Origin of the sequence: Chryseobacterium cucumeris, from assembly GCF_001593385.1 — a bacterium.
Lineage (GTDB): Bacteria > Bacteroidota > Bacteroidia > Flavobacteriales > Weeksellaceae > Chryseobacterium > Chryseobacterium cucumeris.
This window is the reverse complement of sequence record NZ_LUVZ01000001.1, coordinates 664,665-677,242: the sequence shown is the minus strand read 5'-3', so window position 1 is coordinate 677,242 and position 12,578 is coordinate 664,665. Positions and strand designations below refer to the sequence as shown.

The window sequence follows — 12,578 nt, the reverse complement described above, 5'->3', positions numbered from 1 at the left end:
TTACCAGTTTTTATCAACCATAAAAATCATCTGTGTTATGGCGACAGCTCCAAGAAGAAGCTCTCTTTTATTTACTTTGTCAAAAGTATCCTGTTCGGAGTGGTGATAATCAAAATATCTCTGGGTGTCTACCACAAGCTCTGCTAAAGGAATATCCAGTTTTTTCAAAGGCGAAATATCCTGAATGGCTTCTGTCTGGTCAAAATCATAGACGCCATAAGGCAGAAAATATTCTTTCCAGGGATAAACCAGTCTTCGTCTTTGAGGTGACATGTCTAAAGAGAATCCTCGGGGAGAATATCCTCCGGCATCAGTTCCTAAGGCAAATACGTGTTTTTCGTCTTTCTTTTTTACATATGCTGCATACATCTCACGACCTTGCCCTCCGTTTTCACTGTTGGCATACAAAACTACACGGATGGTGTGGTTGTTTTCATATCCAAGTGCTTTGAGTGTTCTTAACACTTCGATGCACTGCACAACGCCAGTTCCATCATCTACTGCACCTTCACCAATATCCCACGAATCCAGCTGAGCACCTAAAACAATTACTTTAGAATCTTTTTTACCTCCAATTTCAGCAATGATATTGGGATTTGTAGTGTCACCTTTTGATTCGGCGGTCATATTGATTTTAGCTGTGACTTTTTGTTTCTTTAAGGTTTTCTCCAATTCGTCTGCAGATCTTACACCAATTGATAAAGCTGGAATTTTAACTTTATCATCTGGTTCGTAGTAAATCATTTTAGCATGAGGAGTATCGTCACTAGCAGTCGTCAGTGACCTTATAATTAATGCTTTTGCACCTGTTTTAGCAATCACAGAAGCGGAAATTAGTTTTGATTTTGCGGCCTGTAAATAGGAATCACTTGTATTAATAATTTTCGGGTCCATAGGAACATTCACAAAAACTATTTTATCTTTTAACTGACCTATTGACATGGCATTCAGCTCTGATGTGGAATTGATTAAAACGATTTCGCCCACCAGATCTTTTCCGCCTGTTCCTTCAGAATTTCCGAAAGAAAGCATTCTGATGTTTTTCCAGTCTCCATTTCCGGCTTTGATTTGTAAAGATTCTTTTCCTCTGATCCAGACTGGTGCTTTAGCTTCCTGTCTCCAGATCATATTAATCCCGATTTCCTTGAATTTTTTTTCTGCCCATTCTACGGCTTTGGTATAACCTGGAGTTGCACTGAAACGTGGACCAATTCTTTTGGTGAGCTCTCCAAGATTATCATAAGCAGTACCGTTAGTCATAATTTCATCTGAAATTTTTCTGAATTCATCATGATAGTTGAATTTGGCAACAGTACCTTTTTTTGTCGGGTTTTTAAGTGGTTTTTTCTGAGAAAATAAAAATCCACTCAAAAAGAGTGGAAGTATAATGAATATTTTTTTCATTTTTTATTTACTTATCTTTTCCGTTGATAAAAGTAGGGAAAAAATAGTAATTTATTAAGGTTTCATGTCGTACATTAATAAAGCAGTAATTAATTTTGGCTCAATAAATGTACATTTCGGAGGCATACTTAATTTTAAGTCTGAAATTTTAATCATGTCATTAAAACTTACAGGATAAATTCCAAAACCAACTTTACCTTCACCGTTGTCTACCTTTTCTTTTAAAAGATTGATTCCATTGATATTGGATGTTCCTTTCACATAAGAAATAAGCTCAGAACTGTCCGGATCTTCAATTTTCAGAATGTTTTTGAAAATATACTTATCTAAAAGATGGTGATCCAGATTATCCAGAGACATTTCTTTGGAACGAAGATCATGCTTCACGTGAAGAGAATAGAACTTCCCATCCATATACATTGAAATATGGAATTTTTGAGAAGGGTAGTACGATGCTTCTCCTTTTTCGTGAATCAGGAAATATTTCTCAAGTTCTTTCAGGAAATCTGCCGGAGAAATACCATTCAGGTCATGTAAGATTCTATTGTAATCATGAATCTTTATTGACTGGTTGGAAACAATGAAACTATACACAAAGTTGTAAAGCTCTGTACCGTTATGTTTTTTGTTTTTCTCCTTATGGTATTTTGCATTGATTGCTGTCGAACCAATTCTGTGGTGTCCGTCGGCAATATAAAACGAATCAATCTGATCAATCACTTCTTTAAATTGCTGTAGCTTCAGACGGTTATCTATTCTCCAGATTTTATGTCTGATACCCATTGAATCTACATGATTGAAGATAGGAACATTTTTTTCCTCATGATTCATCAGCAATTCAATTTTTGAATTGGCAGGGTAGGTAAGAAGCACAGGTTCAGCCTGCAGATTTACTTTTTCAAGGTAGTGAGCCAGTTTTTCTTTTTTCTGCGGGATGGTACTTTCATGTCTTTTGATTTTTCCATTCCAGAAATCTTCGATACTTGCCAATCCCAGAAGTCCTCTGAACATCTGTTTGTTGGGATAGATCTGCTCATAAAGATAGTAGGATGAATTGTCCTGGACCAATTTCTTTTCTTCCAGAAGTTCTTCAAAGGTGGAACGGATCTTTCGCAGGTTCCGGTCAATATCTTTAGATTTACTTACAACATAGGGTTTAATCATATTGATGTAAGTATTTTCAACTTGAGCTTTCTCCGCAATCTCTTCCTGGGTGAAATTATCCAGTGGATGGGTAGGGAAAGTACTCTCAAAGTCTCTATGAGGTCTTATTCCACGGAAAGGTTTAAAAACAGGCATATTTATCTTATAGTTTCTTTTTGTAGCTTAATAATTTGTTCTGCAAGTTCGATACCGATTTTCTCTTGCGCATCCACCGTACTGCCACCTACGTGAGGGGAAAGTGATAATGCGGGGTTCATCAGTAAAGGCAGTTCCGGGTTGGGTTCGTTTTCAAAAACATCCAGTGCCGCTCCGGCTACTTTTCCTGACTCGATAAAATCGATAAGGGTCACTTCGTTGATGACACCTCCTCTTGCAGTATTTACAATATAGACTCCATCTTTCATTTTTTCAAACTGAGGGGTGTCTATAATATACTCATTCGTTTTCGGCGTATTGATACTGATGAAATCTGCATCTTTAAGGAATGCATCCGTATCATTGGTGGAAGTGATTTCAAAGTTCACAGACTGTCCGTTGAAGAAGTTCAGTGTAAGAACTTCTGTTTTCGGGCTTCTTGTCAGAACGGTTACTTTCATTCCTAAAGCAATTCCTATTTTTATAACTTCCTGGCCAATGCTTCCAAAGCCGATTACTCCTAATGTTTTTCCTGAAAGTTCATACGCATTACTGAATGACTTTTTCATGGCGTTGAAATGAGTTTCTCCTTCCAATGGCATCAGTCTGTTGGACTCGTGAAGGAATCTCGCCAGTGAAATAAAGTGGCCAAAAACCAGTTCTGCCACTGATTTTGAAGATGCTGTAGGTGTATTGATTACTTTGATGCCTTTACTTTTGGCATATTCTACATCAATATTGTCCATTCCGATACCGCCTCTTCCGATAATCTTAAGGCCCGGGCATGCATCGATCAGATCTTGTCTTACTTTCGTTGCACTTCTTACCAGAAGAACGTCCACATTATTATCGTTGATAAAATTAATAACGTGATCCTGCGCCACTCTATTGTCCAGAATTTCAATTCCGGCTTCTTTTAGAGTATTTTCTCCTGCTTTTGAAATTCCGTCGTTTGCTAAAACTTTCATGAGTTATTTATGATGTTAGATTGAAGATGTCAGAAGTTAGATTTTGAGGTCTGTTATCTGACATCCTTTGTCTGATATCCTTCTATTTTTCGGTCGCCTAATATAAGCTATTTTATTGACTTCATTACATCCACCAAAACCTGTACACTTTCGATAGGTAAGGCATTGTATAAACTAGCTCTGTATCCGCCCAGGCTTCTGTGTCCGTTTAACCCGCTGATCCCTGCTGCTTTCCATGCATTGTCAAATTCTTCTTTCTTGCTTTCGTCTGTAATTTTGAAGGAAACATTCATGAGTGAACGGTCTTCTTTTACGCAGAAAGTTTCGAATAACGGATTGTTGTCGATTTCATCATATAAAAGTTTGGCTTTAGCTTCGTTTCTTTGTTCTGCAGCAGCAATTCCTCCGTTTCTTTCAAGGTACTGAAGGGTAAGTAAAGAAGCGTATACAGGGAATACCGGTGGAGTATTGTACATAGATTCTTTAGCAATGTGCTGAGAATAATCCAGGATAGAGAACATGTTTTCTCTTCCTGTTTTACCAAGAATTTCTTTTTTGATAACCACCAGAGTAACTCCGGCAGGTCCCATATTTTTCTGAGCTCCGGCATAGATAAGGTCAAATTTAGAGAAATCCAGTTGTCTTGAGAAAATATCAGAACTCATATCACATACCATCAGTGTATCCACTTGAGGGAAAGATTTCATTTGAGTTCCATAAATGGTATTGTTGGAAGTACAGTGGAAATAATCGTATTCTGCACCTACCGTATAATCTTTAGGAATAAAAGAATAGTTTTCTTCTTTTGAAGAACCTACTACATCCACTGTTCCTACTTTTTTTGCTTCTTTAATAGCTCCGGCTGCCCATGTTCCTGTATCCAGGTAAGCTGCTTTTCCTCCTACTTTCATCAGGTTGTAAGGAACCATTGCAAACTGCAGGCTGGCACCACCTCCTAAATAAAGTACTTCATAATCATCACCAAGATTCATCAATCTTTTTACAATGGCACGCGCTTCGTCCATTACCGCAACGAAATCCTTGCTTCTGTGAGAAATTTCAAGGAGAGACAATCCAATACCGTTAAAGTCAAGGATAGCCTGTGCTGATTTTTCAAATACCTCTTGTGGTAAAATACATGGTCCTGCGCTGAAATTGTGTTTTTTGTTCATATTTTTATTTTTTGGGTGCTTCGGGACTTGGATATCCTTCTGCTTTATTTTGATTTAATTGGATTTTGGGTTAAAAAAACCGCCTCACAGATGATGAGACGGAATTTTTTATTCGCCGTGTAAGAATGCTTTTTTATTAAGAAGAGCTTCTTCAGACTCTACATGATCTTCATCAGGCACACAGCAGTCTACAGGGCATACCGCTGCACACTGAGGTTCTTCATGGAATCCTTTACACTCTGTACATTTGTCTGTTACAATAAAGTATACATCATCACTTACAGGTTCCTGCGGTGAATTGGCATCTACAGTAAGTCCCGACGGCATCGTAATCGTACCTTGAAGAGCCGTACCGTCAGAAGCTTTCCAATCTACAGCTCCTTCATATATTGCATTATTTGGACATTCCGGTTCGCAAGCCCCGCAGTTAATGCATTCATCAGTTATTTTAATAGCCATCGCTAATTTTTTTTAAATTTGCACAAAATTACAAAATTTTACCCAATTTTAAAGTAATTATGAATACCGAAAATCAAGTTTTAGGACTTATTAAATTAAGTAGTTATATAAAAGCGTTTTTAGCTAAGAAACAGGAAGATCACAATGAAGATGATGCTGATATCGAATTATTGTTAAAAAGATCTGAAATAGAGAATCCGTGGTTTACCATTGATAATCAGAAATTTGCTTTACAGCAATGGACAGATCTTCTGACTGAAGAAAATATCAAAAACTGGCTTGGAAATTATTCAATCTCTAAAATTTCTAAAAGAGTGGGACTCATTTTAGCCGGAAATATCCCTTTGGTAGGGTTTCATGATGTAATGTCTGTTGTTTTAAGCAATCACATCCCTGTCATTAAGCTGTCTTCAAAGGATAAGTATATGATTCCATTTTTATTAAAGAAGTGGAATGAATTTTCCAATGAAAATGTAGTTTTTGAATTTGTTGAAAAATTAGAGAATTTTGATGCCGTTATTGCTACCGGAAGTAATAATACAGCAAGATATCTGGAATATTATTTTAAAAATCATTTAAATATTATCCGTAAGAACAGAACTTCTGTGGCGGTGTTGAAGGGAGATGAAACGGATGAAGAACTGCAGCTTCTGGCGAAAGATATTTTCCAGTATTTTGGATTGGGATGCAGAAATGTAACGAGAATTTTTATTCCGCAGGATTTTGTGATTGACAGGCTGTTTGAGAACTTCTTAGGATTCCAGGATATTATCAATCATAACAAATATGCCAACAATTATGATTATAACAGAGCGGTTTATCTTTTAAATCAGGATAAATTCTGGGATAATAATTTTGTAATGCTGAAAGAGGATGATAAGCTTTTCAGTCCGCTTTCTGTAATCAACTTCAGCAGATATGAATCCTTGGATGATGTGAAAAGCTTTATTGCAGAAAATGAAGAAAATATTCAGTGTGTAGTGGCGAAAGGAGAGCTGGAACTGAATGCTATTCCGTTTGGTGAAGCTCAAAATCCGGGTCTGGATACCTATGCAGATAACGTAGATACAATGAAATTTTTAGAACTGGTCTGATTTTCGTATCTTCCATCACTTATTTCACCAGAACAAAAATGAATACTATGAAAAAATTATTGCTGGGACTTGCTCTTGTGGGCGGACAGCTGGTTTTTGCACAGAAAGTAACAGGTGCAAAGGTTGGAAACAGTCCTGAAAAGGAAGTGCAGGCCACTATAAGTAAGGAAAAGGTCAGTTTGTATAATGATAACTTCCAGAAGTTCATTGTTGCTTTACAGGCTTCAGACCGTACGGCTATTGATGGATTGATTTCTGAGAAGGTAAAGGAAATTGTGACGGATGATGTGCTTAAGAAAGTCAAAGACGGTATTGATCCCAACAAAAAACTTGAAGTCTTAAAGGCCGGATATTATAAAACAATGGACGGAATCAATCACCCGAGTATTAAATACAAATATGCAGGAGAATCTTCCAGGGAAGTTATTACCGCTGTATTTGAGGATGACGGAAAAATTCTTGGAGTATTGCCTTCAAAATAAGACTTAATTTATTTTCGATTAACAAAAAAATATTAACTATGATGACAGATGTTTTAGTCGCTCATTCTTCGGATGTGGAGAAGGCGAATTTTTACAAGAAGACCTATTTGCATGTTGCTTTATCGATTCTTGCATTTATTGGAGTTGAAACGATATTACTAAAAACGGTTCCGAAGGAAATTATATTTATGATGTTTGGTCAGAGATACATCTGGCTGCTGATTATCGGAGTTTTCTGGTTAGCGTCTGTTATGGCTTCTAAATGGTCTCTTTCACAGAGTAAATCTACCCAATATTTAGGGTTAGGATTTTACATTCTGCTGGAAGCCATTATCTTTATGCCTCTGCTATTTATTGCTACTAATATTGAAGGTGGAGCGAATGTGATCTTCCAGGCTGCGACGTTAACTGTTGCTATGTTTGCAGGTATTTCTGCAGTAGCATTCACTTCTAAAAGAGATTTTTCTTTCTTAAGAAATATCATTATAATCGGTGGATTTATTTCCATTGGATTAATTGTAGGAGGGATGATCTTCGGATTTAATCTTGGGTTGTGGTTTTCTGTTGGAATGGTGATTTTAGCGTCAGCTACCATTCTATATCAGACAAGCAAATTAAAAGATTCCTATGGAACGAATCAGTATGTAGGTGCAGCATTGCAGCTTTTTGCTTCGATTATGCTTTTATTCTGGTATATCTTAAGTATTCTGATGAGCAGAAGAAACTAATTGATAAGTTGTCCTAGCTTTAAAAATATAGTCCCGGTGATTTTTCATCGGGATTTCTTTTTGTATTTAAACACAAAATTTAAACACAAAGTTCACAAATGTTTTCACGAATAAACACAATTTAATAATATCAATAGGAATGAGCTTTAGCCCGTTTTACTTTAAATAAATCTTTTCCAACGGCTTCAGCCGAAACTTATAATAATATTTAAATATATTTTTGCCCACAGATGCCACAGATTAACACGGATGCTTGCGTATATTTATTTGTGTTATTTGTGGAATCGCTCGTGTTATTCGTGTTTTAAACCAAAACCCAAAAAATCCTGATGAAAAATATCACCGGGATTTTAATTGGTTATTCTTTACAATATTGATGCAACTTTCAGCCTCATGTGACCGGTTAAAGTCCTCTGAAGTACATTTTACAGTTGAAAAAAAATTCTAAAGAATAGAAAAAAGTATAGTAATGAGGAGAACCTCAGGTATTGTATAGTTTGTGTTTTTAAAGTCTTTAGATTAAAAATAATCGAAAGAAGTTATTTGTCAATTGATCCTAAAACCTTCTGAGCAAACGAGTTTAAAGCATCTTTCTCGCTCATTCCGTTTTGTACATTAGCGTGAACTTCCAGCGCTCCGCAGATGTTGGTAATCAATTCTCCTGCAACATTCAGATCTTCTTCACTTGTTCCTCTGAACTCGCAGAAACTTTCCAGTACTTCTAATGTTTTTTCAAGGTTTTCAGGAGTCTGATTTTGATAAAACTGTCTGATTACGGGTAATTTCATTATGCTAATTCATTAAAAAGATTAATTAAACTTTCTGCCTGGTTAGACTGAACCTGGTTCACCAGTTCTCCGTTTTTAAAGATGGCGAAAGTAGGTAAGTTGTCTACTTTTGCTAATTTTCTGCTTTCAGGAAGCTTTTCAGCATCTACATATAAAAATGGAATAGAGTCATTTTCAGATGCTAATTTTTTGAATTTCGGCTTCATGATTCTGCAGTTTCCGCACCATGTTGCGCCATATTGAACCACTACTTTTTCGTTTTCGTTAACTATATTCTGTAATGTATCTTCGGTTAATTCTGTGTACATAAGTTTATTTTTAAAAAATAAACAATGTAACAATCTAAAAAATTGACCAATCTAACAATTCAAGAAATGACTTTTCAAATTGTTATACTGTTAGATTGTTACATTGTTATATTTAAATTAAGATATTAATTTTTTGCTAAGTATTCTGCTGTAGAAGTTCTGTCAGCTTTCATAGCTTCTTTTCCTTCTTCCCAGTTTGCAGGGCATACTTCGCCATGTTTCTGTACGTGAGTGTAAGCGTCGATTAATCTTAAGAATTCTTTTACGTTTCTTCCCAAAGGCATATCGTTTACCGCTTCGTGGAAAATTTTTCCGGTTTCGTCGATAAGGTAAGTTGCTCTGTAAGTTACGTTAGAACCTGTGAAAACTTCATTTCCATCTTCATCATATTCGAAGTCCTGATCAACAATTCCCAAAGTGTTAGCCAATTGTCTGTGAGTATCAGCTAAAAGTGGGTAAGTTACTCCTTCAATTCCTCCGTTATCTTTTGGTGTGTTCAACCAAGCGAAGTGTACTTCGTTAGTATCACAAGATGCACCGATTACTTTAGTGTTTCTTTTTTCGAATTCACCTAACGCCTCCTGGAAAGCGTGAAGTTCAGTAGGGCATACGAAAGTGAAATCTTTAGGATACCAGAATAAAAGAACTTTTTGCTGGTTGTTTACTGCTTCATCAAGGATGTTGATTCTTAAATCGTCACCCATTTCAGACATTGCGTCAATTGTTAAGTTTGGGAATTTTTTTCCTACTAAAGACATAATTTTTCTGTTTTTATATTTAAATTTCTAATGCAAATATATGAAAGATTCATCTATCGAACAAACTAAAGTTGATAAATAAAATCTATAATTGTTTTTGGCGTGTTGTTAAATAAAAAAGCCCTGATATCAGGGCTTTTTGTTTATTTTAATAACCAAATATTTCAGTTAAATTAAGTTTTTTTACTTCGCCTAATTTCTGCATATCGGCCTCATTCACTTTGTCTTGGGAAGCGACAAGGCAGTAGGTGTAGTTCTTATTTTTCATTTCCTTATCATGGAATGAGTTGATGTCTGTCAAAGACAGTTTGGGTGCCTGTTCGTAAACATTTTTTCTCATATCAAAGTTGTTTCCAAGCTTTTGAGATTTCAGATAAGAGAAGATGATTCCATCCTGAGTAATTCTTTCAGAAGCGATTGATTTTTTCAATCCACTTTTCGCTGTTTCGAATAACTGCTCAGACTTTGGAAGGGTAGTCAGAAGCTCATTCATAGCCGTTGTAGACTCATTGAATTTGTCTGCCTGCGTTCCTACATACGCCATCACCATATCTTTGTCTGTCTTCTTACTTGGAAGTGCAAAATAAGAATAGGTAGAATAAGCAAGAGCTTTTGATTCTCTGATCGTCTGGAATACAATAGATCCCATTCCGCCTCCGAAATAGTTGTTGAATAAGCTTACCGTTGGAGTAGTGGATGCATTGTATGGGTCAGAATTTCTTACCCAGAATACTTCTGCCTGTACCATATCATAATGAGCAAACAATACTTTGTTCTTGTCTGTCGGGATCTGCGCAAAAGTTTTAGACTTAGGAAGATCTTTCAGGGTGGCAGGAAGTTTGTGGACAGGTTTCAAAGCTGCTACCACATCATTTCCTGATTTTGGACCGTAATACAGTACTTTGTGCTTGAAATTGAACAGTTCATGAAGAACATTAATTAAGTCTTCTGCTTTTAATGCATCAAGTTCAGCATCGCTTAATACATTGTTGAAAGGGTTTTGAGGTCCGTATTGTGCATAGCTTCTTAATCCGGCCATAATTACTCCTTTATTCTGTTTTGCGTTCGCTCTGGCTTTCTTCAACCTAACTTTGTAAGCATCAAGAGCAGCCTGGTCTGCCTGACAGTTTTTGATTAAATCTTCTAATAAAGAAATGGTTTTATCAAAGTTTTCATTTAAACCTTCCAGTGATACGTAAGTTTCCTCGTTTCCTGCACTCACATTGAAGCTTGAGGCAAGTTTGTAGAATTCTTTACTGATGACTTCAGAAGACTTGTCTTTCGTTCCTAAATACTGAAGATATTCCGCGGCCAATGGAAGGATTTTGTTGTTCCATTTTCCTGAATCAAAGTGATAATACATTCTGAATAAAGCATTATCAGTATTTTTTACAGAAAGTACCTCTACATCAGCTAATTTGTTTTTAGCGATGTCTTTGTCATAATTCAACCATACCGGAGCGATAGGGTTTTCAGGCATTTCATCAATCTTCTTAAGGAAAGGAGACTGGTCTTCTCTGTTAACGGAAACCGGTGTAATGGTTGGTTTGTCAACTTTTACAATACTCTTGTCTTCACCTTTTCTTTTGTAAACAGCAACGTAGTTATTGTTCTGAAGATATTTGGACACAAAATCCATGATATCTTTTTTCGTCAGTTTTGAAATCTCATCAACATACTCAAGCGATGCTTTGTGATCAACCTCAGAAGTGAATTCATCCATCAGGATGCTGGCTCTTGAAGAATATTTTTCATCCTTCTGAATAATACCTTTCTTCTCGTTGTTGACGATAGACTGGATAAGGTCGTCAGAAAACTCGCCCTTTCTCAGTTTATCAATTTCCTGAAGAAGAAGATTCTTTACTTCATCCAGAGACTGTCCTTCAGTAGGTTTTCCCTGTAAAAGTAAAACGGAATAATCTTTCAAAGCATAGGCTCCGGCATAAGCTCCCAGTAGTTTCTGTTTTTTTACCAGATCAAGATCGATCAATCCTGCTTGTCCATTAGTAAGCATGTTTCCAACAAGATTCAGCATTCTGGCATCTTTGGTAGAAGCTCCAGGAAATCTGAAACCAAGCATTACGTTTTCAGGATTCGGTCCTACCACTTCTTTTACAATCGGAGCAGTGATCGGTTTTTCCTGTCCAACTTTATATTCAGGGATTGCTTTAGGCTTCATATAAGAGAAAGCCTTGTCAATTTTTGCAATCACCTCATCCGGATTAAAATCTCCGGACATGATGATTCCCATGTTATTAGGCACATAATAATTGTTATAATAATCTCTGATCGCATGCAGAGAAGGGTTTTTCAGGTGTTCAATGGTTCCGATGGTGGTTTGCTTTCCGTAATTGTTGTTAGGGAAAAGGTTGGCAAACATTGTATCAAAAACTTTATCTCCGTCATCATCAAGAGATCTGTTTTTTTCTTCATATACTGCTTCAAGCTCAGTATGGAAAAGTCTTAGAACCGGTTCTCTGAATCTTTCTGCCTGTACAGCAAGGAATTTGTCAAGAACATTCGCAGGTACATCTTCCGTGTACACCGTTTGTTCAAAAGAAGTGAAGGCATTGGTGCCGTCAGCTCCCATACCAGCCATCATTTTATCGTATTCATTTGCGATTGCAAATTTTGCAGCCTCTCCGGAAACCCTGTCAATTTCTTTGTAGATTTCTTTTCTTTTGGCTTCATCCTTGGTCTGGTTGTACTTTTCGTAAAGAGCGTCAATCTGATCTAAAAGAGGTTTTTCTTTTGCCCAGTCTTTAGATCCAAACTGATTTGTCCCTTTGAAAAGCATATGCTCAAGATAATGAGCAAGACCTGTGTGGTCTGCAGGATCAGTTTTGCTTCCTGCTTTTGTTGCAATATACGTTTGTATTCTCGGATCTTTATTGGTAGGACTCAAAATAACCGTTAAACCATTTTTCAAAGTGTAATACCTTGCAGAAGTAGGGTCGTTGGTCACGTATTTGTACTTGTAGCCATTGGAAGTCGCTTCTTTCCATTGGAAATCCTGGCCAAAAGCATATCCTGCGAAACTTGCAGCGGCAATACTTGTAGCGATGGTTAGTTTTTTTAACAGATTCATTGCTGTCGTGTTTTATTTTGGGTTATTAAT

At 36.6% G+C, this 12,578-nt stretch carries 12 protein-coding genes; 3 read left to right on the top strand and 9 right to left on the bottom strand.

The features are described from left to right. From A1704_RS03020 to A1704_RS03000, 5 genes are all read right to left on the bottom strand, one after another. Entirely contained in the window at window positions 1–1,404 is a 1,404-nt protein-coding gene (locus A1704_RS03020; protein WP_062670334.1) for a M28 family peptidase, read from the bottom strand. A 54-nt stretch (window positions 1,405–1,458) separates the two neighbouring features. Continuing rightward, window positions 1,459–2,703 (bottom strand): DUF1015 domain-containing protein, encoded by a 1,245-nt coding sequence (locus A1704_RS03015; protein WP_062670332.1) that lies wholly within the window; start codon window positions 2,701–2,703, stop codon window positions 1,459–1,461. Window positions 2,704–2,705: 2 nt separating this feature from the next. Next, entirely contained in the window at window positions 2,706–3,671 is a 966-nt protein-coding gene (locus A1704_RS03010; RefSeq protein ID WP_062670330.1) for a D-2-hydroxyacid dehydrogenase, read from the bottom strand. Window positions 3,672–3,778: 107 nt separating this feature from the next. Continuing rightward, a complete protein-coding gene (gene serC, locus A1704_RS03005; protein ID WP_062670328.1) occupies window positions 3,779–4,843 on the bottom strand; it encodes a 3-phosphoserine/phosphohydroxythreonine transaminase in 1,065 nt (354 codons plus the stop codon). Between the two features lie 108 nt (window positions 4,844–4,951). Next, a complete protein-coding gene (locus A1704_RS03000) occupies window positions 4,952–5,302 on the bottom strand; it encodes a 4Fe-4S binding protein (RefSeq protein ID WP_034698512.1) in 351 nt (116 codons plus the stop codon). A gap of 59 nt (window positions 5,303–5,361) precedes the next feature. Here A1704_RS03000 and A1704_RS02995 point away from each other — a divergent pair, with 59 nt between their 5' ends. Genes A1704_RS02995 through A1704_RS02985 form a run of 3 tightly spaced genes read left to right on the top strand, consistent with a single transcriptional unit; the run spans window position 5,362 to window position 7,606 of the window. Next, window positions 5,362–6,396: an acyl-CoA reductase gene (locus A1704_RS02995; RefSeq protein ID WP_062670326.1), complete on the top strand. Its 1,035-nt coding sequence runs from the start codon at window positions 5,362–5,364 to the stop codon at window positions 6,394–6,396. 47 nt (window positions 6,397–6,443) lie between these two features. Next, window positions 6,444–6,878, top strand: coding sequence for a peptidylprolyl isomerase (locus A1704_RS02990; RefSeq protein ID WP_228432307.1), 435 nt, complete (start codon window positions 6,444–6,446; stop codon window positions 6,876–6,878). Between the two features lie 38 nt (window positions 6,879–6,916). Next, complete coding sequence (locus tag A1704_RS02985) at window positions 6,917–7,606, top strand: Bax inhibitor-1/YccA family protein (RefSeq protein ID WP_062670322.1); 690 nt, start codon at window positions 6,917–6,919, stop codon at window positions 7,604–7,606. A 539-nt stretch (window positions 7,607–8,145) separates the two neighbouring features. Here A1704_RS02985 and A1704_RS02980 read toward each other — a convergent pair. The 4 genes from A1704_RS02980 to A1704_RS02965 all read right to left on the bottom strand — a co-directional run bounded on the left by A1704_RS02980 (window position 8,146) and on the right by A1704_RS02965 (window position 12,548). Then, on the bottom strand, window positions 8,146–8,394 hold the full coding sequence (locus tag A1704_RS02980) for a DUF6952 family protein (protein WP_002980002.1): 249 nt from the start codon (window positions 8,392–8,394) through the stop codon (window positions 8,146–8,148). After that, window positions 8,394–8,702, bottom strand: coding sequence for a thioredoxin family protein (locus tag A1704_RS02975; protein WP_062670320.1), 309 nt, complete (start codon window positions 8,700–8,702; stop codon window positions 8,394–8,396). The genes A1704_RS02980 and A1704_RS02975 overlap by 1 nt, the downstream gene beginning before the upstream one ends. A 125-nt stretch (window positions 8,703–8,827) precedes the next feature. Next, on the bottom strand, window positions 8,828–9,460 hold the full coding sequence (locus A1704_RS02970; protein WP_002980000.1) for a peroxiredoxin: 633 nt from the start codon (window positions 9,458–9,460) through the stop codon (window positions 8,828–8,830). Window positions 9,461–9,608: 148 nt separating this feature from the next. Further along, the gene (locus A1704_RS02965) at window positions 9,609–12,548 is read right to left on the bottom strand and encodes a M16 family metallopeptidase (RefSeq protein WP_062670318.1); all 2,940 of its coding nucleotides are present in this window, start codon (window positions 12,546–12,548) and stop codon (window positions 9,609–9,611) included. Between the last annotated feature and the right edge of the window lie 30 nt (window positions 12,549–12,578).